22 protein-coding genes are annotated in these 23,635 nt (G+C 36.7%); 8 read left to right on the top strand and 14 right to left on the bottom strand.

The window, feature by feature from the left end:
• Positions 1-6 precede the first annotated feature (6 nt).
• The 6 genes from HXY53_04195 to HXY53_04170 all read left to right on the top strand — a co-directional run bounded on the left by HXY53_04195 (position 7) and on the right by HXY53_04170 (position 8,879).
• The gene (locus HXY53_04195) at positions 7-3,426 is read left to right on the top strand and encodes a DNA polymerase III subunit alpha (GenBank protein NWF75770.1); all 3,420 of its coding nucleotides are present in this window, start codon (positions 7-9) and stop codon (positions 3,424-3,426) included.
• Entirely contained in the window at positions 3,423-4,403 is a 981-nt protein-coding gene (locus tag HXY53_04190) for an acetyl-CoA carboxylase carboxyltransferase subunit alpha (GenBank protein ID NWF75769.1), read from the top strand. The genes HXY53_04195 and HXY53_04190 overlap by 4 nt, the downstream gene beginning before the upstream one ends.
• 37 nt (positions 4,404-4,440) lie before the next feature.
• Positions 4,441-6,225, top strand: a complete 1,785-nt coding sequence (gene uvrC / locus HXY53_04185) for an excinuclease ABC subunit UvrC (protein ID NWF75768.1) — start codon at positions 4,441-4,443, stop codon at positions 6,223-6,225.
• The gene (locus HXY53_04180) at positions 6,222-6,773 is read left to right on the top strand and encodes a hypothetical protein (GenBank protein NWF75767.1); all 552 of its coding nucleotides are present in this window, start codon (positions 6,222-6,224) and stop codon (positions 6,771-6,773) included. The genes uvrC and HXY53_04180 overlap by 4 nt, the downstream gene beginning before the upstream one ends.
• Before the next feature lie 21 nt (positions 6,774-6,794).
• Complete coding sequence (locus HXY53_04175) at positions 6,795-7,730, top strand: carbohydrate kinase family protein (GenBank protein ID NWF75766.1); 936 nt, start codon at positions 6,795-6,797, stop codon at positions 7,728-7,730.
• An 81-nt stretch (positions 7,731-7,811) separates the two neighbouring features.
• Positions 7,812-8,879, top strand: coding sequence for an aminoglycoside phosphotransferase family protein (locus HXY53_04170; protein NWF75765.1), 1,068 nt, complete (start codon positions 7,812-7,814; stop codon positions 8,877-8,879).
• A gap of 24 nt (positions 8,880-8,903) precedes the next feature.
• On the opposite strand, the gene HXY53_04165 is transcribed toward HXY53_04170, so the two are convergent.
• From HXY53_04165 to HXY53_04115, 11 genes are all read right to left on the bottom strand, one after another.
• The gene (locus HXY53_04165) at positions 8,904-9,572 is read right to left on the bottom strand and encodes a ribonuclease H-like domain-containing protein (GenBank protein ID NWF75764.1); all 669 of its coding nucleotides are present in this window, start codon (positions 9,570-9,572) and stop codon (positions 8,904-8,906) included.
• A gap of 12 nt (positions 9,573-9,584) precedes the next feature.
• The gene (locus HXY53_04160; GenBank protein ID NWF75763.1) at positions 9,585-10,895 is read right to left on the bottom strand and encodes a S41 family peptidase; all 1,311 of its coding nucleotides are present in this window, start codon (positions 10,893-10,895) and stop codon (positions 9,585-9,587) included.
• Positions 10,896-10,914: 19 nt separating this feature from the next.
• Entirely contained in the window at positions 10,915-12,114 is a 1,200-nt protein-coding gene (locus tag HXY53_04155; GenBank protein NWF75762.1) for a peptidoglycan DD-metalloendopeptidase family protein, read from the bottom strand.
• 6 nt (positions 12,115-12,120) lie between these two features.
• Complete coding sequence (locus HXY53_04150; protein NWF75761.1) at positions 12,121-12,996, bottom strand: ABC transporter permease; 876 nt, start codon at positions 12,994-12,996, stop codon at positions 12,121-12,123.
• Entirely contained in the window at positions 12,997-13,659 is a 663-nt protein-coding gene (gene ftsE / locus HXY53_04145; GenBank protein ID NWF75760.1) for a cell division ATP-binding protein FtsE, read from the bottom strand.
• A 32-nt stretch (positions 13,660-13,691) separates the two neighbouring features.
• Entirely contained in the window at positions 13,692-14,678 is a 987-nt protein-coding gene (locus HXY53_04140; GenBank protein NWF75759.1) for a transketolase family protein, read from the bottom strand.
• Entirely contained in the window at positions 14,678-15,511 is an 834-nt protein-coding gene (locus HXY53_04135; protein NWF75758.1) for a transketolase, read from the bottom strand. The genes HXY53_04140 and HXY53_04135 overlap by 1 nt, the downstream gene beginning before the upstream one ends.
• Positions 15,512-15,904 carry a hypothetical protein gene (locus tag HXY53_04130; GenBank protein NWF75757.1) on the bottom strand — a complete coding sequence of 131 codons (393 nt, stop codon included), beginning with the start codon at positions 15,902-15,904 and terminating at the stop codon, positions 15,512-15,514.
• 148 nt (positions 15,905-16,052) lie between these two features.
• Positions 16,053-16,481, bottom strand: a complete 429-nt coding sequence (locus HXY53_04125; GenBank protein NWF75756.1) for a peptidylprolyl isomerase — start codon at positions 16,479-16,481, stop codon at positions 16,053-16,055.
• A 19-nt stretch (positions 16,482-16,500) separates the two neighbouring features.
• Complete coding sequence (locus tag HXY53_04120) at positions 16,501-16,695, bottom strand: 30S ribosomal protein S21 (GenBank protein ID NWF75755.1); 195 nt, start codon at positions 16,693-16,695, stop codon at positions 16,501-16,503.
• A 6-nt stretch (positions 16,696-16,701) separates the two neighbouring features.
• Entirely contained in the window at positions 16,702-17,040 is a 339-nt protein-coding gene (locus tag HXY53_04115; GenBank protein ID NWF75754.1) for an RNA-binding protein, read from the bottom strand.
• Positions 17,041-17,293: 253 nt separating this feature from the next.
• On the opposite strand from HXY53_04115, the gene HXY53_04110 reads away from it, so the two are divergent.
• On the top strand, positions 17,294-17,779 hold the full coding sequence (locus HXY53_04110; protein ID NWF75753.1) for a ferritin family protein: 486 nt from the start codon (positions 17,294-17,296) through the stop codon (positions 17,777-17,779).
• A 12-nt stretch (positions 17,780-17,791) separates the two neighbouring features.
• Here HXY53_04110 and thrC read toward each other — a convergent pair whose 3' ends face one another.
• Together thrC and HXY53_04100 are read right to left on the bottom strand one after the other, a co-directional pair.
• Positions 17,792-20,338, bottom strand: a complete 2,547-nt coding sequence (gene thrC / locus HXY53_04105; GenBank protein ID NWF75752.1) for a threonine synthase — start codon at positions 20,336-20,338, stop codon at positions 17,792-17,794.
• A gap of 226 nt (positions 20,339-20,564) precedes the next feature.
• Positions 20,565-20,765, bottom strand: a complete 201-nt coding sequence (locus HXY53_04100; GenBank protein NWF75751.1) for a cold-shock protein — start codon at positions 20,763-20,765, stop codon at positions 20,565-20,567.
• A 325-nt stretch (positions 20,766-21,090) separates the two neighbouring features.
• On the opposite strand from HXY53_04100, the gene HXY53_04095 reads away from it, so the two are divergent.
• Entirely contained in the window at positions 21,091-21,609 is a 519-nt protein-coding gene (locus tag HXY53_04095; GenBank protein NWF75750.1) for an adenylyl-sulfate kinase, read from the top strand.
• Here the strand turns inward: HXY53_04095 and HXY53_04090 are convergent.
• Positions 21,606-23,597 (bottom strand): LPS-assembly protein LptD, encoded by a 1,992-nt coding sequence (locus HXY53_04090; protein ID NWF75749.1) that lies wholly within the window; start codon positions 23,595-23,597, stop codon positions 21,606-21,608. The two genes, HXY53_04095 and HXY53_04090, sit on opposite strands and share 4 nt — an antisense overlap.
• Positions 23,598-23,635: the final 38 nt, after the last annotated feature.

Here is a 23,635-nt window from a genome sequence, read left to right as displayed (position 1 = left end):
ATAATTATGCGTCAACACTCTGATTATGTTCCCCTGCATCTGCATACTGAGTATAGCCTGCTTGATGGAGCAATAAGAATAAAGGAACTTGTAGAACAGGCAGTTACTTATAAAATGCCAGCGGTAGCTATTACGGACCACGGAAACCTATTCGGAGCGGTAGAGTTTTACAGGAATACCACAAAAGCAGGAATAAAACCCATAATCGGATGCGAGGTATATGTTGCACCCGGAAGCCGGTTTGAAAAAAGACCTGCCCAGGATATTGAGGAAGCATCTTTTCATCTTATTCTTCTTGCAAAAGATAATCATGGATACAGGAATCTTGTTTCACTTGTAACCAGGGCATATACAGAGGGATTTTATTACAAGCCGCGAATAGACATAGATCTTCTCAAGCAATATTGTAATGGGTTGATTGGGTTAACCTCATGTTTGAAAGGAGAAGTGCCATTTTATTTACAGAGGGGCATGATTGATAAAGCACGTGAGAAGGCATGTGAATACAAAGAGATTTTTGGCCCTGAGAATTTTTATATTGAGTTACAACACAACGGAATCCCTGAACAGGAAGAAGTGAACAAAAAACTGGTGGAGCTTGCCAGGGATTTACAGATAAGAGTAGTGGCAACAAATGACTGTCATTATATGAGGCGGGATGATGCAAAGGCACATGATATTCTTCTTTGCATACAGACAGGTAAAACTGTCAAAGACAAAGGAAGACTTCAGTTCCAATCGGATGGATTCTATTTTAAGTCTCCACATGAAATGAAAGAAGCTTTTAAGGATATTCCAGAAGCTATAATGAATACGAGATTAATCGCAGAGATGTGCAATGTTGAATTCAAGTTAGGATTTAATCTGCTTCCTCGATATGAGCTGCCAAACGGTCAATCTGCAAATGATTTGCTGGAAAAAATTGCCTTTGAAGGAATGAAAACTAAACTTGGGAATGAACCGCCTGCTGAATATAAAGAGAGACTTAAGAGAGAGTTAGAGATGATAAAGAAGATGGATTATTCTTCATACTTCCTGATAGTCTGGGATTTTATTAGTTTTGCTAAAAAGAAGGGAATTCCTGTAGGTCCAGGGAGAGGCTCTGCAGCGGGAAGTCTTGTGTCATATTTTCTTGGTATTACAGATATTGATCCAGTTAAATATAATCTTCTTTTTGAGAGATTCTTGAATCCTGAAAGAGTAAATATGCCAGATATAGATGTTGACTTTTGTAAAGACAGGAGGTCAGAAGTTATATCTTATGTTGCTGAAAAATACGGACAGGATCATGTTGCACAGATTATTACATTTGGTACAATGGCTGCTAAGGCAGCAATTAGAGATGTCGGCAGAGCGCTTGACTTCTCATATGGAGAGGTTGATAGAATCGCAAAGCTAATTCCCGCTACTCCAAATATTACGATCGAAGAAACTCTAAAGATTGAGCCTCAGTTAAAGGTACTTTATGAAACGAATTCCAGGATACAGGAACTCATCAATACTGCAATAAGACTTGAAGGGCTCTGCAGACATGCATCAACTCATGCTGCTGGAGTTGTTATTTCACCCGTGCCTTTAACAGAGTATACGCCTCTATATAAGAACCCTACTGATGGTAGTATTATGACCCAATTTGATATGAATTCAGTTGAAAAAATCGGGTTGCTCAAATTCGATTTTCTTGGACTTAAGACACTCACAGTTATAGATAAGACGTTGAAGTATCTCAGAGAAAATGGTAAAGAATTTTCATTGAAGGATATATCTTTTGAAGATAAAAAGACATATGACCTTTTAAGTTCAGGAAATACAACCGGTATATTCCAGCTTGAAAGCGCGGGAATGCGAGACCTCCTGGTGAGGATCAATCCAAATAGATTTGAGGATTTAATAGCTATCGTAGCATTGCACAGACCTGGTCCGATGGCGAGTGGAATGATCGATGACTTTATCAAAAGAAAGAAGGGAAAGATTTCAGTAAAACATCCTCTTCCACAATTAAAGGATATCCTTGACGAGACATATGGAATAATTCTCTATCAGGAGCAGGTGATGACAATAGCTAATAAACTTGCAAACTTTACGATGGGACAGGCAGATATTCTAAGAAAGGCGATGGGAAAAAAGATGCCTGAGGAGATGGAGAAGCTCAAAGAGGCATTTATTAAGGGAGCAAAAGCTAATAATATATCAGAAAAAAAGGCAATAACTATATTCGATTTGATGGCATCTTTTGCACAGTATGGATTTAACAAATCTCATTCTGCTGCATATGCTTATGTTGCCTATCAAACAGCTTATCTGAAGGCACACTTCCCTGTCGAATTTATGGCTGCTACTCTATCTGCAGATATGGACAATACAGACAAGGTTGTCAGATTTATTGCAGATTGTCGTGAAATGGGGATATCTATACTTCCTCCTGATATTAATCAATCCGGAAGAGAATTTAAAGTGATCGGGAATTCAATACGCTTTGGCCTTGAAGCAGTCAAGGGAGTTGGTTCAGCAGCGATAGATTCAATATTGGAATCAAGAGATAAAGGTGGAGCCTTTTCTTCAATTTCAGATTTCCTTGAAAAAGTTGACCAGAGAAGAGTGAATAAAAAAGTTATAGAAAGCCTTGTTAAAGCTGGAGCCTTTGATTCACTGGATACTTCAAGACCCAGAGTTCTTGAATACATGAATAGAATGCTGAATGGCAGTTCAAAGATTTATGCTGCAAGATTTTCTGGTCAACAGAGTATTTTCGATACATATAGAGATGAACCTGAAGAATTTGTTGCACAATGGAGTACAGATGAAATTCTTAAATATGAAAAGGAAGCACTTGGTTTTTATATAACTGGTCATCCATTGACGAAATACGATAAACTGTTGAAAAAGATGGGGACGACAAAGATATCCGCTCTCGACAATCTTGAAGATGGAAGAGAAGTTAAAATAATTGGTATTGTGACAGGTATAAAAAAATTTCCAACAAAATCAAAGGCAGAAATAATGGCATATGTTACCATTGAGGACCCAGAGGGACATGTTGAAGTTATTGTTTTTCCTGAATTATACAGGTCATGTATACAGATATTGCAGAAAGATTTGCCTCTACTTGTAAAAGGGACTCTTGATAAGACAGAAAAAGGAATAAAAATTAAATCTACGGAGATATCAACAATAGATACATTAGACACAAAAGCTAAACATAAAGTCGAAATAAGCCTGAGAAATCCTGATCCTGATAGTACAGACCTCATCAGACTGAGAGATATTCTGTTATCGCAGAATGAGGGGAAATATCCACTGTATCTGAGAATACATTTAAGAGATTTTGAAGCGATAATAGCAACTGGTTTCAGTATATCTCCAGATAATGATACAATTCATAAAATAGAAGAAATAACCGGTAAAGGAGCGGTATTCTGTCAATGATCAGATATTATCTTGAATTTGAACGACCTCTCGAAGAACTCGAAATTAAAATAGAAGAACTCAAAAGGTTATCAGATGGAAGAGAGATAGATATTTCAGGAGAGATCAAGAAGCTTGAAAAGAAGGTAAAAGATTTATGTTCCGAAATATATTCTTCACTTACACCCTGGCAAAAGACTTTAATAGCAAGACATCCTGAAAGACCTTATACATTAGATTACATTAACCTTTTGACAAGTGACTTTATAGAAATTCATGGAGACAGGAGATTCTCTGACGATCCTGCAATTGTAGCAGGAATAGCAAAAATCAATGACATTCCAGTAATTATTATCGGACATCAGAAAGGGCGCGGTACCAAGGAGAGGATTTTTAGAAATTTTGGGCAACCTCATCCAGAAGGTTATAGGAAAGCTCTCAGGGTTATGAAGCTTGCTGAAAAATTCAAAAAGCCAGTTATAACTTTTATCGATACACCCGGAGCCTACCCTGGAATTGGTGCTGAGGAAAGGGGACAGGCAGAAGCAATTGCGGTGAATCTCGCAGAGATGTCGAAACTGAGGATACCGATTATATCTATTGTTATCGGTGAAGGTGGAAGTGGAGGAGCATTGGCACTTAGTGTTGCTGATAGGATATACATGCTCGAGCATTCTGTTTATTCTGTCATTTCTCCCGAAGGTTGTGCAGCGATATTATGGAAGAAGAATGGAGAACTCGGACCTGAAGATTTTTCAAAGGCAGCAGAAACACTCAAGATGACCGCAAATGACCTGCTGAATTTCAAAATTATAGATGGTATTATCCCTGAACCTCTCGGAGGTGCTCATCGAGATCCTGAAGGTATGGCTAAAAAAATTATAGAATATATTTTAGCAGCTATAGAAGAGTTAAGCGCAAAAAGCATTAATAAATTGCTCGAAGAGAGATATAAAAAGTACCGGCGAATAGGAATGTTCAATGAAGAATCAGAATAGAACAGAAGTTTAAAGATTTAATAATTTATTATTTATTATGCTGCCTAAAATCTCAACCATACCTCCAAATACTGGTGTCTATATTTTTAAAAATGCAAAAGAGAAAGCTCTATATGTAGGAAAAGCAAAAAATCTTAAGAACCGCCTCAGAAGTTATTTTCAGCAAACATCAAGCCTTGACAATCGTAAAGTCTCTATGATGAGAGAGGTGAGTGATATTTCATATATCGTTACAAGTAATGAGCTGGAAGCTTTTGTGCTTGAAGCAAATCTCATAAAACAGTTCAGGCCAAAATTTAATATCATTCTCAGAGATGATAAGAACTACCCATATCTGAAATTAACTATAAATGAGGAATGGCCAAAATTAGAAGTTGTAAGAAAGATAAAAAAGGATGGCGCATTATATTTTGGGCCATATGTGCCAGCCAGCTCAATGTGGGAGACACTTGCTTTTATCAGGAAGAATTTTTATTTAAGGCACTGTCGGTTCGTTCTTGATAAGAAAATAAGACCATGTATTCAATATCAGATGGGAAGGTGTTTTGCGCCATGTGCAGGCTATATAAGCAGGGAAGAATATATGAAACACATAGACGAAGTAAGACTTTTTCTTAGTGGTAAAAGAAAGGATCTTATTGGAGTACTCAAGAAGAGAATGATAAATCTTTCAGATGAGATGAAATTTGAAGATGCTGCAAAACTGCGGGATAGAATTAAATCAATTGAACAGGTATGGTTATCACAGAAAGTAATTGTTCCTGAACTTGAAGATATTGATATAGCTGGTTTTTATAGAGAAGATACAGAAGTTGTAATTCTATTGCTATTTATTCGTAAAGGAATTACGATCGGTTCAAAAGATTTTTTAATCAGAAAAAATGTAGATGTTACAGATTCGGAGATGATGCACGCCTTCTTGTCTCAATTTTATTCAAAGGAGATTATTCCTCCCACAGAAATTGTTACATCAATATTACCAGATGATATGGAATCACTTGAGATGTGGTTGACCCACCGTAGAGGAGAACAGGTAAAAATAATACTGCCAACATCGGGAAAGAAAAAGGAACTTCTGGATATGGCAATTGAAAATGCACAGTTTGTCTTGCGATCGAGGAAAATAGAGAAGACAGAGGAAATTCTTGAAGAAATAAAGGAGAAATTATATCTCGAAAAGAAACCTGAAAGTATCGGAGCATTTGATGTTTCATCTATATCAGGTGACGAGGCTGTTGGTGCCTTTGTTTATTGGGCTGATGGTGAGTTCAAAAAAGATATGTACAGGAGAATGAAGGTAAAATCGGTAAAAACGATTGATGATTATTCTATGATGGAAGAAATCATAAGTCGTATTATAGGCAACCTCGGTGGTTCTCTGCCAGACCTTGTGATTATTGACGGAGGTAAAGGGCATCTTGAAAGAGCAAGCAAGGTTATTGAAAGAAATATAAATATATTAAAAAAAACTCCTTCTCTTGTTGCTATAGCAAAACATCCAGATAGGGCTTTCCTTACAAAAATTACTTCAGAGATAAGCCTTGAAGATAGAAGTCAAGCGGCATTAATGCTTAAAAAAATAAGAGATGAGACTCATAGATTTGCTATAGAGTATCATAGGAAATTAAGGAGCAAAAAAATTCTATTATCTCCACTTGGGAAGATTCCGGGTGTAGGAATAAAGAGAAGGCTTGAACTTTTAAGAGTTTTTGGTAGTATAGAAAGTATAAAGAGTGCTGATGTTAATCAAATAGCTAAATTGAAAGGCTTCAATAAAAAAGTTGCAGAAAAGATTTTGTATGAATTAAGGAGGTCTCAATGATTCAGATAATTTTATTGCTTTTGATTTTTTTGATGCCAGGTTATTCCGAAGCTGCCTATAAAATTTATTTAAAAAACGGTTCTGTGATTCCAGATGTTATTTCTTATACTGAGGGACAGGAAGAAATTTCGATATATTTCAGCACAGGCTCAATGACTTTATACAAGAAGGATATTGAAAAAATAGAAGAGAGCGAAGAACCCATGAAAGACTTCATAAGAAGTGAAACAAAAGAGACACAGGAGACGCTACGTTCGAACAATATGCCGGCTCCTTCTGATGAGAAAGATATTAGACGAAATGCATTGCAGAAGGATCTGGATTCTATTCTCTCTGAAATTAGGTCACTTGAGGAGAAAGAGTCAAGACTTGTTACAGAAATAAATCAGAAATCAAGTAAAAAGGTTTATAACACCTTTCAACTAAGACAATTAGAAAATGAAATAGAGCCATTGCAAAAAGAATTATCTAACATTCAGCAGAAAAAGTCCGAACTGTTAAAAAACAGAGACACTCTTCTGGATGAACTTAGAACTTTACAAAGATAAATTAAGAAATCGGTTTATTGTGTGAATATATATATTTCTGGATCTCTTGCATATGACAGAATCATGGACTTTCCAGGCAAGTTTTCTGATTATATCCTGCCTGATAAAATACATGTACTGAATGTTTGTTTCAACGTAAACGGTATGGTTGAAAAATTTGGCGGAACCGCAGGCAATATTGCATACACACTGAGCCTACTGAATGAAAGACCTTTTATTCTTGCAACGATCGGAAAAGACTATCATAATTATTTTGAATGGTTAAAAATTAATAATATACCAACAGATGGCATTAAGATAATACACGAGGAATTTACAGCAGGTGCTTATATAACAACAGATAAGGCAGATAATCAGATAACAGGATTCAATCCCGGAGCAATGAAATATCCTTCAGGTTACCAATTGGATAGTGAAAATCCTGACGATTCTCTCGTGCTTATTGCGCCAGGAAATATTGAAGATATGATGGTTTATGCAAGGCAATGTAAAGACAGGGATGTCAGGTATATCTGTGACCCAGGTCAATCCCTGTCAAAATGGCATTCGAGAGATCTTTTGGAGTGGATAGATGGTTCAATGATGTTGATTTCGAATGATTACGAACTTGAGATAATAAAGAGATTAACGGGGTTAGAAAAGCATCAATTGTTAAAATTAACTGAAACAATCATTACAACACTGGGTGAGAAGGGGTCAATAATTAGCACAAAGGAATATATAATAGAAATTCCATCAATAAAAACTTTAGATATTATTGATCCTACAGGTGCAGGCGACGCATACAGGGCGGGTTTGTTGAAAGGCATGGTTCTCGGTAAGGATATACAGACTGCTGCAAAAATGGGAACGGTTGCAGCAGTTTATGCTATAGAAAAATATGGGACACAAGAGCACCGCTATACCTTTGAGGAATTCTCTAAAAGATATGAGGAAAATTTTGGAGAATTAAAGTAGCTAATTGGTGTCAAAATATTCTGGATAAAGAATATGTTAACGATTTGCGTATTATAACAATCTGCCAAAAAATAATCTCAAATGATTAATGAAGATGCAATCAGGAAATATTTGATAGAAAATTTTAAGGGCATTATTAATGTCAATGTAAAAAAGCTTGGATCTGGTGTGCAGGGGTCAGGTTTTCTCTTAGAATTGGAGAGTCTGGAAGGAGTTAAATCATATGTTATCAAGACGCTCCTTTCTGAAGGGTTAGGACATGATTATCCATCGGACAGAGCCTCGGTATTCCTGCTCGACCTTGATGAATATAAGAACCTGCCAAAACATGTTAGGGCGATTGATGTTCTCTCTGAAATGCACGATGGAACAATCAAATCAATTGGAGGTGGAAAAGAATATTATCTTCTAATGGAAAAAGCAGAAGGTATGAATTATTTTTATGACCTGAATGAATTTTCAAGAAAGAATCATATTGATGCTTATGATATTAAAAAGATAGAAATTATGACTTCGTATCTTGCAGAAATCCATAGTGTTAGAAAAGATTCAAAAACATTATATTGGAGGAAATTAAGAGATACAATCGGACATGGAGAGTGTCTTATGGGAGTGCTTGATACCTATCCAGAAGGAACATTGAGTTATGCGAGAATGTCTGAAATAATTAAAAAATCAGTTGATTATATTTATCAATTAAAGCCACTTTATAAACGTTTATCACAGATACATGGAGACTTTCATCCCGGCAATATATGGTTTAAAGAGAGTAGCAGTCAGATATCAGGAGTCAGAAGTACTGATTTTGTTTTACTTGACAGGAGTCGTGGACCATGGGGTGAGCCAGCGGATGATATTACAGCACTAACTATAAATTATATATTTTTTTCTATCAAAAATTATGGTGATATTAGGGGTTCATATCTTGAAAGTCTTACACTTTTTTTTGATGAATACATAGATAAATCTAAAGACGTAGATATTACAAAAATTTTAGCACCTTTTTTTGCATTTCGGGGAGTAGTTGTTGCCAATCCTGTTTTTTATCCTGAACTCACACAAGAGCAGAGAGAGCTAATATTCAGGTTCATAAATAATGTTCTTGATAGCAATGATTTTGACTACCAAAGGGTAAATGATTATCTATAAAAGTATATAAAGATAGTCCTGTGACTAAAACTTTATATAATTTTCCCATATTGATAAAAGCTGAGCAGTTGCTTTTAAATCTCCAACACAGTATCTCGCGATATCAAGAAATCGGCCTTTTTTAAATAGGTCCTTAATTTCATAACCTGTTATTCCATCTTCCTTGGGGCTTTTTATCCCGAAAGCCCTGCACCACATATCAAGACTGAACTTCCGGCGAGATACACCAAAAAAGGTGAGTTGATCGAGTAGGTCTATATGGGAGTCACTATATCTGTTTGGTATTAATTCCTTATTAGGCTTTATCTTATGTATAGCGGAACGGATCAGAATAAATGGGCAATCAAAACTTCTACCGTTAAAGGTAATGATTTGATTATAAGTTGGTATAAGATGCCAGAATTTTTCGAGGATTTCTTTTTCTGTACCTGTTTCATATTGAACGCTATCTTCTTCAAATGGAAGCAATGGATCACCTTTAGTTTGATAAAATACAAATCCCTTATTTTTGTCCGGATCTAATAGACCAATTGTGACAATTTCCGCAGTTAAAGGATAAAAAGAAAGGCGGTCTTTTATTTCATCCTTCTCATCTTCAGATTCAGCATATCGCAAAAGGTATTCCTGTATAGGTCTGTCGAGTGATTCAAAATCTTTTCCTACTGTTTCAATATCAATAATAATCCTTGACATAAATATTCTTGGTCATGATGCCTTGGGTAAATGTTTAAAGACCTTCCATGTTTTGAGAAGGTCTATAGCTCTCTGTAGCTGCATATCTTCATTTTCGTCTACTTCTATTGGAATTATCTCTTCGGGTTCAGAAGGTTTTTGTTCTTTTTCATCATTTTCAAGATGTCTTTTTAGGTCTTTCTCACGGATTGCTGGATGCCCTGCTTTTTCTTCTCCATTTATCACCAATTTTACAAGAATATCTGGTGTAATGCCTGTTGTCTGTATTGATGTGCCCTTTGGTGTATAATATCTTGCCGTTGTTAGCCTCAAAGCAGAGCCATCTCCAAGAGGAATTACTGATTGTACAGAACCTTTTCCAAATGTCTGTGTTCCCATAATGACAGCCCTATTCCAGTCCTTGAGAGCACCTGCAACTATTTCAGATGCACTTGCACTACCCTGATTAACCAGGACTATCATGGGAAGTGATATATTAATATCAGATTTCTCACTTCGATATTCTATCTTTTCACCTTTTTTATCTTTTATTGATACAATTATTTTTCCTTCTGGAAGAAATTGGCTTGTGACATCCACTGCAGCATTGAGGAGCCCACCTGGATTATTGCGCAAATCAAGAATTATTGAGTCAATGTTATTTTTTGATAAATTTTTTAACCCCTCAGAGAGTTCAGAGGCAGTCTGCTCTTGAAATTGGTTTATTTTTACATATCCAATGTTATCTTCAATAATTTTTGTCTTAACACTATCAATTTTTATAATCTCACGTGTTATAACAAAATCTCTTGTTTCTTTCCATCCTTCACGAATTATGGTAATCTTAACTGTTGTTGATGGGATCCCTCTCATTTTATTTACAGCATCTTGAAGGGTCATGTCTTTTGTAAATTCATCATCTATTTTTATAATCTTATCACCAGCTTTTATGCCAACTTTATAGGCAGGTGTATCCTCAATTGGTGCAATGACCGTAAGCATTCCATCCTTTATGCCTATCTGAATACCGACACCGCCAAATTCTCCTTTAGTGTCTATTTGCATTTCTTTATACTGTTCAGGAGTCATAAAGGCAGAATGTGGATCGAGTGATGCAAGCATACCCTTAATAGCGCCATAAACAAGGTCTTTTGGTTTTACCTCTTCGACATAGTTTTTTCTAACAATAGATAGGGATTCTGTAAAAATTTTCAGGTCTTCATATGCATCTTCTGCAATTACAGTTCGAATTGTCCATCTTCCGGCAAAAACACCTGCAGTTGCAAATGTGAATATAAGTATCACTATTAGCAATTTTCTTTTCTCTAAAATCCTTTTAATCATATTTTTCTTTCCTCCAGATTTATCTACTTTTCAACCATCTTATCGGGTCGAGGGGTTTTCCTTTATATCTTAATTCAAAATAAAGGCCAGGTACATCTATTATACCTGAAGTCCCAATCCTTCCAATAGCCTGACTAACTTTTATTATATCTCCAACTTTTGTGAAAATCTCGGAAAGGCTGCCATATAATGTGTGATATCCACTACCATGGTTGACAATAACGAGTTGGCCATAACCTTTAAACCATTCAGCAAATACTACTTTCCCACTATGGACAGCTTTTGCAATTTTGTCATTATCAGCTTTAATATAGGTGCCACTTCTAAAAATAGGAGTATTAAATTGAGGGTCTTTTTGAGAACCATACGGTATAACTACCTTGCCTTCAACTGGCCAAGGAAGTTTTCCTCTAAGTTTTGCAAAATTAGTAGTAGAGAAACCTTCTTCATCCTCTGTCTTTTCAGATTTCCGTATAATCTCAATGAGCCGGTTTGAAGCATCTTTTAGTTCTTTAAGCATTTTTTTATATGTAGATTCCTCAGATTTTATAGAGGCGAGAAAAATTTCTTTGCTTCTTTTTCGTTGCGCAAGTAATTGTTCTTCCTCCTTAACCCTTTTTGTGTCATTCAAAAGTTCCTCTCGCAATGCCATCAATTGCTTTTCTTTCATGCTAAGGCTTTGAACTGTTTCAGTGTAAAGTTTTAATTGGGCGTGTTCTTTTTTAACAATATACTGTAAGTATTTTCCATTTCTGATTATTTGCGAAATGTCTGTTGAATTCATAAACAACATCATAATATCTGAGTAATATCCATATTTATGAATGGCTCTCAATTTTCTTTTTATCCACTTGCTGTTTCTTTCAATATTGCTTTTGTGCTGAGATATTTCAAATTCAATTTCCGATATTTTGCTATTAGTTTGTATGATTTTATTCCTGTATTTTTTTAGATCAGAGTCAATTTTTTTCAATTGTTTATTTGTATTTTCAATTTCAGATAAAACAGAGAATTCACGCTTTTTTACTTCTTTAAGCTTCTGTTCATGTGTCTTTATTTCTTTTTGGATTTTTTTGTATTCAGCCTCCGGTGTTTCAGCAAACAGCAAAGGACAATGTAAAAAGAAAAGAGTGAATAAAATTAATATTAAGTTGAAAGCTGAAACAATCAGATTTCTCTTTCTAATAAGATATTCTTCTCTTGGATTTTTTAACATCATTAACTTTTAATATCGTATCCTCCCGATAGCTATAATTGCGCCAGTTATCCCGATGAATAGACCTGTGAGTGGAAGGATTAAGCAAAAATTTACAGGGAAGATAAAAGCTTTAAATAAAGGCATTGTAAGGCTGAATTTTAGAATAAACAGATAATATATTAGAAAAATCTCAATAAGACTTATAATACCACTGCCTAACCCAATTACTGCACCCTCTATCAGAAAAGGCGCACGTATGAACCCTTTTGTAGCACCTAATAGTTTATAAGTTTCTATCTCAATATTTTTTCTGTAAAATAGTATCTTAACAGTACTATAACAGACGAAAATCATACCAGTAGACATGATTATTATGAAAACAATTCCAATTGTCTGAATGCCCATATTGATGGAGTATATGGAGGACAAAAACTGTTCGCCGTATTCTACTTCATCTATGCCGTATATATCTTTCAAACTAATAGATAAATTTCTTACATTCTCAGGTGATACAGATTCTCGTTTAAGTTTTATCTCTATGGTATCAGGAAGTGGATTGCCTCCAAGACCTTCAAGTATGTAATCTGTATTTTTTAAGGTATTCTTAAGCTCTTTAAGGGCTTGTTCTTTTGGTATATGGATTACTTTATCAACAATACTATTTTTTCTTGCTGTGTTGATTATATTATCAATCTCATTCTGAGAAATATTGTCTTTCAAATATGCCATAATCGAAAATTTATCAGGAAGTTTCTGTGTAAGCAAATGGATATTATAAATAGAAATCATTGTGATCGCTGTAAAAAGGAGACCTGTTGCTATAGTAAATATAGAGAGAAGATTGATCCATTTCTCATGAAGAATGCTTTGAAAAGCGAGTCTGAATGCATATGGAAGTCTCATTTAACCCTTTTCCTCGCCGACGAGATTTCCAAAGTCAAGCCTTAGCACCCTTCTTCCAGTATTTCTGAAAAGTTCTCTATTATGTGTTGCAATTATAATAGTTGTTCCTTTAGCATTAATATCTTTAAAAGTCCTTATTATTCCTGCAGAAGTATCTGGGTCAACATTTCCTGTGGGCTCATCAGCAAGGAGTATAGTTGGTTCTGAGACAATAGCTCTTGCTATTGAGACACGCTGCTGTTCCCCTCCGGATAGATATCCTGGGTAATAGTCAGCCTTATGTCTGAGACCTACTAATTTTAGTGCCTCAAATACACTGGCCTTAAAATCCCTATCATCCTCTCCTCTTATCCGAAGAGAGATAGCAACATTATCAAATACAGTCTTATTATAAAGAAGTCTGAAGTCCTGAAAAATTACGCCGATATTTCTTCTCAATATAGGGATGCTTGAGTCTTTGAGTTTATTAAGTTCCCATTCACCAACAGAAATATTTCCCTCATCAGGTTTTTCTGCAAGATAGATAAGTTTAAGAAGTGTGGTTTTTCCAGAACCGCTTGGCCCGGTAACAAAAACCATCTCGCCTTTTGAAATGGAAAAAGTTATCTTTCTTAAAGCTGTATGTGTATCGTAATGTTTTGAAACTTGATTGAATTTTATCATTCTTTGAAATCGAAATTTTTAAGATGTGAAATTCATTTGCCTGCTTTTTTATTTTCTTTAAGAAAATTTAGTACTGTTTTTATAATATGCTCAGGAGTAAGTCCGTATAATTTCAATAATTCGTCTGAAGGACCAGAGCATCCAAAGTTGTCTTTTATGCCGATTCTTTTGATAAGAATTGGATAATGTTCAGATAAAAATTCACTAACAGCACCACCGAGTCCTCCTATGATAGAATGCTCTTCTGCGGTTACAATAAGTTTACATGATTTTGCAGCTCTTATTATTGTTTCTGTGTCAATGGGTTTTATTGTTGACATATTGATGACCCCGGCATCTATTCCCTTTCCCTTCAGAATTTCTGCTGCCTCAAGTGACATTGCTACCATGATACCCATTGCAATGATATTCACATCTTTCCCTATGTGGAAAGTATAAGCCTTGCCAATATTGAATTCATAGTCCTCGGGCATGACATTTGGAACCTTTGGCCTGCCCAGCCGGACATATACAGGTCCGTAATAATCCGCTATTGCTTCTATTGCTTTCATGGTTTCATTGCCGTCCGAAGGAACTATAACTGTCATATTTGGAAGTACTCTCATAAGTGCAACGTCTTCTATTGCCTGATGGGATGCACCATCCTCTCCAACTGTTATACCACTGTGTGTTGCAACAAGTTTGACATTGAGGTTAGAGTAACAGATTGTCTGACGTATCTGTTCCCATGCCCTGCCAGTTTCGAATATTGCGAATGTAGAAGCAAATGGAAGTTTACCAGCCAATGCCAGCCCACCTGCTGTGCCAATCATGTCTTGTTCGGCAACTCCAAGATTAAAAAACCTATCAGGGAATGCTTTTGCAAATTTACCAGTCTTTGTAGAACCAGACAGGTCAGCATCAAGAACAACAACATCTGATCTTTTTCTGCCTAATGCAAGAAGTGCTTCTCCATAAGCATCTCTTGTAGCAGTTGGTTTTCTTTGTGTGTTTGTTATATTCTCTAATATTTTTCCCATTAGCTCCCAAGCTCCTTTATTGCAATTTCGAGTTCTTCTTGTGTTGGTGCAATTCCATGGTATTGAACCTTACCTTCAAATATTGATACTCCCTTTCCTTTAACTGTCCTGGCAACTATCATGGTTGGTTTCTTTTTAACATTATCAGCCTGATTCAAGGCTTCAATTATAGCTTTCATGTCATGTCCATCTATATCAATGACATGCCATCCGAATGCCCTCCATTTATTTACAATTGGCTCGATATGCATGACGTCACAACAGTGCCCATCTATTTGAAGCCCATTATTATCAATTATTGCGCAGAGATTATCAAGTTTGTAATGTGAAGATGTCATGGCAGCTTCCCACACTTGACCCTCTTGAATCTCACCATCTCCGAGAAGACAGTATACGCGTGAGGTCAACCCATCGAGCTTTAGACCTAATGCAATACCATTTGAAATTGAAAGTCCCTGTCCCAATGAACCTGTTGAGATTTCTATTCCAGCCAGCATCTTGGAACATGGATGTCCTTGCAACGGACTGCCAAGTTTTCGCAAAGTTTTAAGTAAAGCTCTGTCAAAATATCCTGAGATTGCAAGTGCGGCATAAAGTATCGGTGCTGCATGACCTTTAGAAAGAATGAACCTGTCCCGTTCTCTCCATTGGGGATTTTCCGGGTTATGTTTCATTTTATAAAAATAAAGTGCGGTGACAATATCTGCTGCTGATAATGATCCACCGGTATGACCTGAGCCTGCATCGGTAAGCATCCTCAGGACTTCTATTCTGAGAGACCTTGCTTTTTCTTTTAAATTGCTAATCACTGAATCTGTAATATCTTTTTTCATTTATTTTTCCCTTTTCATAATGTAGTTTAAAAGTATTTCATCAAGACTCTGAGGTTTTTGAATAGCCTGTTCATCAGTTTTTTTAACAGGTTGTTTGAGAGATTGTTCTGTTTGCTGTTCTTCAAGAGTTTTTTCTTTTAAATCAGGGGTATGTTTACCCTCGAGAAGCTCTTTTATCATAGTTTTATGCTGTTCCTTCATCATCTCCCTGACTTTTGTTCTGAAATTGGTATCATTCAAAAGATGTGCATAGCTTGTTTTTTTCGATGCAAGGATTGCACCCTGGAAATAGAGTAGGGATACTATGACTGGATTGTTCTGTCCACTATCCTCAGTCTGAATATGGTAAACTTTGTTTTTATAGGCGATATTGGTGTTATAACCTGTTAGCATCGTCTTTAAATTTTTTTTATTATAAATCTCATAGAGGAAAAAATGAAAGAGATGTCTTTGCTCACTGTTATTTCTGAAGGAGCAGATTGACCAAAATAAACCTTGCTTACTAAAGTTTCTGCGAAGAGACTAAAAAATAATAATCATTTCAGGCTATTTCTATTAGCTGAATATCAAATGTAAGGTCTTTCCCTGCAAGCGGATGATTTCCATCTAACGTAATAGTCGAATCAGACATGTCAGTTATAATTACCACAAAACCCTGTCCATCCGGACCTGGAATCCTTAAATGTAGACCTTTTTCTGGTTTTATATGAGAAGGTAATTGATTTCGTTGCACTACTACTACCATTTCTTTACGATATGGACCATATGCATTATCAGAGGGGATTTTAATGGTCTTTGATTCATTGATGCTCATCCCAATTATCGCCTGCTCAAATCCTGGAATAATATGACCTTCCCCAATCGTAAATTTCAGTGGTTCACGGCCTTCAGAGGTATCAAATATGGTTCCATCGTTTAATTTGCCCGTGTAATGAACTTTTACAGTATCACCAATTTTTGCTTGTCCCATTTTTTTCTCCTTTTAAAAGTTAAACAGACCTTTTAAATCTCAAAGCTTTTATTCTTTTCCTTTTCGCTTCTCTTTTTTTTCTTTTCTCTTTTTCAGAAGGCTTTTCAAAAAAACTTCTCTGTTTGATCTCTTTAAACAATCCTTCTTTCTGGAGTTGACGCTTAAGAGATTTGAGAGCTTTTTCTATATCATTACCATAAACTTTTATATCCAAGATCGTTTATCTCCATCCCCTACCAGTGCCTCTGTTTTTGCCAAAATTACTTCTTCCTTTTTCAAAACCACTTTTAGAGTTTCTTTTCTGCCGCGCTTTCTGAGGTCTTGCTTCATCAACAGATAGTATTCTTTCCATAAACATAGTTCCATTTAGTGCTTCTACTGCTTTATGGGCATCTTCTGCAGTAGCCATTTCAACAAACCCAAAACCTTTTGGATTCCCTGTATATATATCTTTTATTATCTTGACTGATTCAACTTCACCTGTTTTTGAAAAAATTTCTCTTATATCTTCTTCTGTTGCCTTGAATGAGATATTTCCAACGTAAAGCTTCTTTTCCATGATTATTCTCCTTTTTTTCTGTCTAAATAAAAAACCCCAGAGGCTTTTAAAGTCTCTGGGGGTGCCATAACTCTAAAAGTTATTTTACTATAGAATAAATACCATTAAATTGTAAATCAGAATTATTTTTTATAAGTTATAGGTGATGCTTCTGCTCGCTACATGCACGCTTTAGATTATTATATGTTAATATAGTCTGCAAAACTACTCGGCATAAAAACTTACAAAGCAAGGTGCTTATCAAGGAGGAAAAATGAATGCTATTGAAATAGCTATGAAAATGGAGCAGGAGGCTATAGATTTCTATACAAAATGTGCGGCGAAAACTAATAATCCATTCGGAAAGAAGATGTTTCTGAGCATTGCAGAAGATGAGAAATATCATATCGCATGTGCAAACAAGGTTACGCATGGTCAGGAATTTAGCCCATCTGAAACAACACCTTTGCAGGACATGAAGAGTATTTTTGAGAAGAATAAGCAAGAAATGTTACAGCGTGTGTCCTCAACATCCGATGATTTACATGCCCTTGAAATAGCTATGAAGATGGAGGAAGAGACAATCAAATTCTATCAGCAGGCTGCTTCAAATGCAAGTGATCCTTTGGAGAGGAAATTTTTTGAATGTATTATAAAAGATGAGCAGGAGCACTATTCAATTCTTGAGAATACGCATTCATTTCTATCAGACACGGGTAACTGGTTTATGTGGAATGAGTATAGTATCGTAGAAGGATGATAATAGCTATATTCAGATCTTGTCTAATGCCTGATTTAAATCAAAGATAAGATCATCAACATCTTCTAATCCCAGAGCAATGCGTACTAAATTATCTACCATGCCGATTGAGCGTCTGTATTCCTCAGGGTAATCAAAGAATGACATGGTTGCCATCTGGGTAACAAGACTTTCACTGCCTCCAAGACTGGGTGTTATAAGAAAAAGCTCAAGTGAATCAATAAACTTTCGGGTTTCTTTTGCCCCACCTTTAATAAGAAAAGTTATGACACTTCCAAATCCGCTCATTTGCTGAACAGCAATTTTGTGGTCAGGATGAGAATCGAGTCCTGGATACCATACCTTTTCAATTTTTGGATGTGATTCAAGCATACGGGCGATAGTCAAGCCAGCCCTATTGTGATGTTCCATCCGGAGTGCAAAGGTTTTTAGTCCACGTTCAAGTAGAAAACAGGTAAAAGGACCAGGGGTAGCGCCTATCATGCGCTGCATAGTATTAAGTTCGTTAAGAATTTCTTGTTTCCCGAGCACGACCCCAGCCAGCAAGTCATTGTGGCCACCAAGGTATTTTGTAGCAGAATGGATGACAATATCCACACCCATTTCTAAAGGCTTGATATTATAAGGGGTTGCCAGTGTTGCATCAATTATGGTCATTAAATTGTGCTTTTGCGCAACTTTCACAACTGATTTAATATCCAATACCCGAAGATAAGGATTTGTCGGGGATTCAGTGAAGATTATATTTGTATTGGGTTGAATTGCTCTCGAAATAGCATCAGCATTCGGGTCTACCAGTGAGACTTCAATCCCGAATTCTGCTTGTAGCTTTGTGGCAAAGTCACGTGTCTGACGGTAGCAATCATTTGTGAAAATTATATGGCCGTTTCGTCTCATGTAGGCAAGCAAGGTCATAATCACTGCACTCATTCCTGTAGCAAAAAGCATAGCCCTTTCAGCACCTTCGATAGCAGCAAGTTTCCGTTCACATTCCTGTTGAGTTGGATTCCCGTATCGGCCATATTCATGTTCACGAACCAGATTGCCAGCCTTTTTTGCTTTCATGAACTCCAATACTTCAGCAGTGGAATCGAAATAGTAATTAGAGGTTTGAACAATGGGAGTGGAAACCGAATAATGTGCTTTAGGAATTCTTTTTAGGCCGTGAATTGCGAGCGTTGCTGGTTTCCAAATTTTTGTTTTTGAAGATTTTTTCGCCATGGGATTCCTCCTCTTCTTAAGAGCTTGCTGAAGAACTTCCTTAACTGCATCTATGCTGGGTGGCAGTTCGATGGGTTTGTTTGCAAAGTGGCTCGGAAATTCAAGGGTGCCCTCATGATAACGAACCTTGAAGTCAGTGAATTTAAGCCCGTGAGCTGTAGAGATAACAACAATACGTTCAGATTTGTCAATCTTTCCTGAAGTAATTAATTTAATCAAAACTGCCAGCGCTACCCCTGTATGAGGGTCGTTGAACATGCCAGTGGTATCCCCTAATGCAGCAGCATCGGCAAGTTCTTGTTCTGTTGCCTGTTCGACAATACCATTAAACTGCTTAAGAGTTCGGATAGCTTTATTAACACTTACTGGATTGCCTATCTGAATAGCACTGGCCAGTGTCTTTTGAGCTTCAATAGGCTCGAATGTTTCAAAATTTTTAAGATATGAACGATAAAGTGGATTGGCTCGTTCAGCCTGTGCAACAACAATACGCGGTAGTTTTGAAATCAGACCAAGATCACGCATCATAAGGAGCCCATTTCCAAGTGCAGAGACGTTTCCAAGGTTGCCTCCAGGGATGATAATAACATCAGGGGTTTCCCAGTCGAACTGCTGAATGATCTCAATGCCAACAGTTTTTTGACCTTCGATTCTTAAGGAGTTCATCGAATTTGCAAGATATATTGTTTCGTCTTTTGTGATTTCCTTGACAACATGCATGCAACCGTCAAAATCAGTGTCCAGAGACAATACAAGTGAGCCATTGGAGATAGGCTGAACAAGCTGTGCAATTGATATTTTGCCTTTAGGCAGAAGAACGATAGATTGTATTCCGGCTGCTGCACAATATACAGCCAGTGCTGCTGAGGTATCTCCTGTAGAGGCGCAGGCAACCGCCTTGATTGGTGCACCTTCACTAATCATCTGTTTTACCTGGGATACAAGCACTGTCATCCCAAGGTCTTTAAATGAACCACTGTGAGAGTTGCCACAGAGTTTGATCCAGAGATCATCAAGTCCTAACATCTTTCCGAACCGTTCAGCCCAGAAAAGATTTGTGCCTCCTTCGTAAAGAGAAACAATGTTATCGTTGTTAATCTCTGGTAGAACCCATTCCTTTTTCCCCCATACACCTGAGCCATATGGCCACTCTGTGGACTTATAACGTTCGTCGAAGAGCTTTGTCCATGCTTTTGGATCAATATTTGAAAGGGCTTGAATGTCATGCCGAACTTCCAATAATTCCCCGCAATCTTTACAGCGATAAATAATTGAGTTAAGCGGGTAGGTTGCTTTACACTCAGGGTTTATGCATTCAAACCATGCTCGATATGACATATTCGTTATATTTTAAGTCTTTAGTATAACACAATAAACGGTTCAATACTTTGGTTTTAATAAAAAATCCTCTTAAATTTTTATTTTTGCAATGATTTTATATAAAAATTATGAATTAACAGTATAGAAAATACTAATTTTTTCTTGCCTTTAGTCTTTTTGAGGGCTTTAGTTCATTGGGGAGATGGAAACCAGGCTCTGTCTAATCAGAGCCTGGTTTCTTAGATTACAGTTTTACAATCTTTGTTGCCTTTGGACCTTTATCTCCATTAACAACATCAAAGCTCACCTTATCGCCTTCAGCAAGGGTTTTAAACCCATTGCCTTCGATAGCTGAGTAATGAGCAAAAACATCACCGCCATCTTCTTTGGTGATAAAGCCATAGCCTTTTGACTCATTAAACCACTTAACAGTACCTTTTGCCATGATGACACCCCTCCTTTCAAAAAAAATTTGAAGCATGCATAAAGAGGTAATGTCATAAAAAACCTTGCTTCAGAATGCTCTGATGATTCTATACAACAAACACTCCTTTAAGCTTCAGGAAGATAATAGCATATTACTGTTAATAAACGCAATCACTTTTCCGTGATGGAATACAAAAAGGCTTACTTTCCCATAATTTTATAATGTATCCGCAATTTCTTCCATCCCTTGAGGGAAGGGGATAAAGGGGGAGCGGATATTAGATGGTATTAATGTTCTTGATTTCCTATAAAAAAAATACTAAGCTTTGTCTGAAATGAAAGGAATGGCAATCTGGATAACAGGGCTGCCCGGGAGCGGCAAGAGCACAGTGGCTGAGGTCTTAAAGAATGTTTATCCTGAATTTATTATACTCAGGATGGATGAGTTGAGAAAGGTTGTTACGCCTGAACCAACATATTCTGATTCTGAGAGAGAAATACTATATCGTGCGATAGTCTTTATAGCCTGGATGCTAACTGAACTTGGACACAACGTTATCATTGATGCAACAGGAAATATGAGGAGATGGCGAGACCTTGCAAGACAATTAATTCCCCGATATGCAGAGATATATTTGAAATGCCCGATTCAAATCTGCAAGGAGCGCGAACAAAAAAGGATTGATACGCACAAGGCACCCAGAGATATTTATCAGAAGGGCGCCGCTGGCTGGCCCGTGCCCGGATTAACAGCTCCATATGAAGAACCGCTCAATCCCGAAATGATTGTGGATACGGAAAAAACCTCAGTTGATGAAATCGTTGAAACTATTCAAAAGGTAATAGGAAAAATGAAAAATTAATAAAGCTTGAACAGATTTGTTATCCCTTTCAGCTCAAACATAACGGAGATAATAAAATCATCGGGTCTTTTTATGACTTCGGTTAATAAACCCCAGCACTGGCTCAGGTATCTTATATTCAACGCAATCTCTTTTGTCTCATTTTCCTCAGCATCATACCAGAACCTTCCATGGAGATATAAGGGCTTAAATGGATGGACTCCGATTCCTGTACGGTAATATGTTGTATTATGTTTCTTATTATATATCTGGGAAGTAAATAACGTTACTCCATTTATGGTCGCCCTGATGTCAGAAATGATGCTCGTCATTCTGCCTGTATTTACGTTATAATCGGCCTCGAGCCTTAATTGAACAGGTAGTTTTATCCCCAACTCAAATTTCAATGGCCGGAAGGGTCTGTCTCCTTTATTTGAATCAAAGCCCTGTGATGCCCTGAAGACAATAAACTCACCTTTACTTTGAATAATCCTGTTGAGCAGGGCAAGCTCGATTAAGGAAGTCTTATTGAAAAATTCAGTTGAATCAAAAACCGGAATGTCTTCCTCTGAATTTGAAATAAGAGTATAACTTAAAGTTGGTTCAATAACATGTATAAATTTACTGTAATTCTTCATAAATCTCGTATTTACTTTAATGGAGTATTCCAGAGATTCCCTGTGAAGACTGTCTTCATCGTAATCTTGAAAAAAATATGCTGTCTCACGAAAAGATAACATCTGCGAAACAGTGAGATCACTTCCAAATGTATGAAATATACTCGGATATAGGTCAACCCTCTGTCCGCGTAATCCTTCTTCTCTCCATAGATTTGATACAGTTGCTGAATTGAAAAACCATACAGGACCAACCTCATGATTATTTAAAATAAGGCCAACTTCAGGAAGTTTTTGTGAGACAGGTAAGGTATTTTCTCTTAGGTCAATCCAGTATTGTGAGAGAAAGAATAGACGTGATTGAGTGAACGGAATCGATATCTCACCTATTGATTCAAGGAAGCGATTAGACTGTATCTCGAGGTTTGTTTTAAATTCTCTATAAAAGTCTTTCTCATTCACAAGATTTACATTCAAAAATCCGCCGATACTGTTTGAGGAGAAATGCTTATGGACTCCTTTGAACTCGTAATAGTCTTTACGGAGTTCATTATCCTGTAAGTGATAAAGCCACCATTCTCCCCTGATATTAAAAGGTTCAACATACCGATATTCCAGCCCCTGTCCCAATCCACGCTTTGTATAGATGTCAAGATAAAATGTTGCATCACGATTCTCTGAGATTGCCCAGTAAAACGGGATATTCAAATTAAAGCCCCTTATGTCGCTATATCCAATCAGCGGGATTAAAAGACCTGTTTCCCTGTCTGCAAGAACAGGTGCACTAAAATAAGGGCTGTATAGTAATGGAATATTTTTTATACGAAAAGATGCATTTCTGGCTTTTAGTGTATCGCCAACTATAGCCTCAATGTCTTCTCCTTTAAAGCACCATGAAGGATTCAGACCATCGCACGTTGTAAACATAGCTTCTGGACTTGAATAATAATTTTCGCCTTTTTTTTCAATCTCTTTTCCATAAATGTGGTAGTTGTCTTTTTTATAAAAGATTTTTGCATTAAGGATTTTCCCTGTTTTTTTATTAAGGTTCATAGATACCTTATCTGCATTTATCGAAACATCAGGGTCTTTGTAAGTTACATTCCCTGTTGCAACCATATCCGAGGTCTGTTCATTATAGATTATCTCATCAGCTTCAATAACAACATCAGTCTTTTGAATCTTCACTTTCCCGGTAGCAATGTAGGTGGATGTCTCTTTTAGATATTGAAGGTTATCAGCAACGATGTTAGTTTGCTCTTCTGCAGCATAAACATGGGAAGGTGAAAGAAGAAGGACAAAGATACACGTCGGTAGTATGAATAATAATACTTCTACAATCCAGCTATAAGAATTGTCATTGCAAGTGTAATGTTCGTTCCCCGAAAGCATTTTGAGGGCTCGCAATGACACGAGTATCAAACGTCTGA

This window comes from Nitrospirota bacterium (genome assembly GCA_013388455.1).
In the GTDB taxonomy this organism is placed as follows: domain Bacteria; phylum Nitrospirota; class Thermodesulfovibrionia; order Thermodesulfovibrionales; family SM23-35; genus JACAFF01.
Note: the sequence above shows the minus strand (reverse complement) of the source record. Positions and strands in the feature narration are given on the sequence as shown.

What these genes read in the sequence shown, in the direction of transcription:
- HXY53_04090 (NWF75749.1), bottom strand. Translation starts at nt 23,597, where the DNA reads ATGCTTTCGGGGAACGAACATTACACTTGCAATGACAATTCTTATAGC.
- HXY53_04160 (NWF75763.1), bottom strand. Translation starts at nt 10,895, where the DNA reads ATGATTAAAAGGATTTTAGAGAAAAGAAAATTGCTAATAGTGATACTT.
- HXY53_04110 (NWF75753.1), top strand. Translation starts at nt 17,294, where the DNA reads ATGAATGCTATTGAAATAGCTATGAAAATGGAGCAGGAGGCTATAGAT.
- HXY53_04135 (NWF75758.1), bottom strand. Translation starts at nt 15,511, where the DNA reads ATGAAAAAAGATATTACAGATTCAGTGATTAGCAATTTAAAAGAAAAA.
- HXY53_04195 (NWF75770.1), top strand. Translation starts at nt 7, where the DNA reads ATGCGTCAACACTCTGATTATGTTCCCCTGCATCTGCATACTGAGTAT.
- HXY53_04190 (NWF75769.1), top strand. Translation starts at nt 3,423, where the DNA reads ATGATCAGATATTATCTTGAATTTGAACGACCTCTCGAAGAACTCGAA.
- HXY53_04095 (NWF75750.1), top strand. Translation starts at nt 21,091, where the DNA reads ATGGCAATCTGGATAACAGGGCTGCCCGGGAGCGGCAAGAGCACAGTG.
- thrC (NWF75752.1), bottom strand. Translation starts at nt 20,338, where the DNA reads ATGTCATATCGAGCATGGTTTGAATGCATAAACCCTGAGTGTAAAGCA.
- HXY53_04155 (NWF75762.1), bottom strand. Translation starts at nt 12,114, where the DNA reads ATGATGTTAAAAAATCCAAGAGAAGAATATCTTATTAGAAAGAGAAAT.
- HXY53_04150 (NWF75761.1), bottom strand. Translation starts at nt 12,996, where the DNA reads ATGAGACTTCCATATGCATTCAGACTCGCTTTTCAAAGCATTCTTCAT.
- HXY53_04100 (NWF75751.1), bottom strand. Translation starts at nt 20,765, where the DNA reads ATGGCAAAAGGTACTGTTAAGTGGTTTAATGAGTCAAAAGGCTATGGC.
- HXY53_04180 (NWF75767.1), top strand. Translation starts at nt 6,222, where the DNA reads ATGATTCAGATAATTTTATTGCTTTTGATTTTTTTGATGCCAGGTTAT.
- ftsE (NWF75760.1), bottom strand. Translation starts at nt 13,659, where the DNA reads ATGATAAAATTCAATCAAGTTTCAAAACATTACGATACACATACAGCT.
- HXY53_04170 (NWF75765.1), top strand. Translation starts at nt 7,812, where the DNA reads ATGATTAATGAAGATGCAATCAGGAAATATTTGATAGAAAATTTTAAG.
- uvrC (NWF75768.1), top strand. Translation starts at nt 4,441, where the DNA reads ATGCTGCCTAAAATCTCAACCATACCTCCAAATACTGGTGTCTATATT.
- HXY53_04125 (NWF75756.1), bottom strand. Translation starts at nt 16,481, where the DNA reads ATGGGACAAGCAAAAATTGGTGATACTGTAAAAGTTCATTACACGGGC.
- HXY53_04130 (NWF75757.1), bottom strand. Translation starts at nt 15,904, where the DNA reads ATGCTAACAGGTTATAACACCAATATCGCCTATAAAAACAAAGTTTAC.
- HXY53_04165 (NWF75764.1), bottom strand. Translation starts at nt 9,572, where the DNA reads ATGTCAAGGATTATTATTGATATTGAAACAGTAGGAAAAGATTTTGAA.
- HXY53_04140 (NWF75759.1), bottom strand. Translation starts at nt 14,678, where the DNA reads ATGGGAAAAATATTAGAGAATATAACAAACACACAAAGAAAACCAACT.
- HXY53_04115 (NWF75754.1), bottom strand. Translation starts at nt 17,040, where the DNA reads ATGGAAAAGAAGCTTTACGTTGGAAATATCTCATTCAAGGCAACAGAA.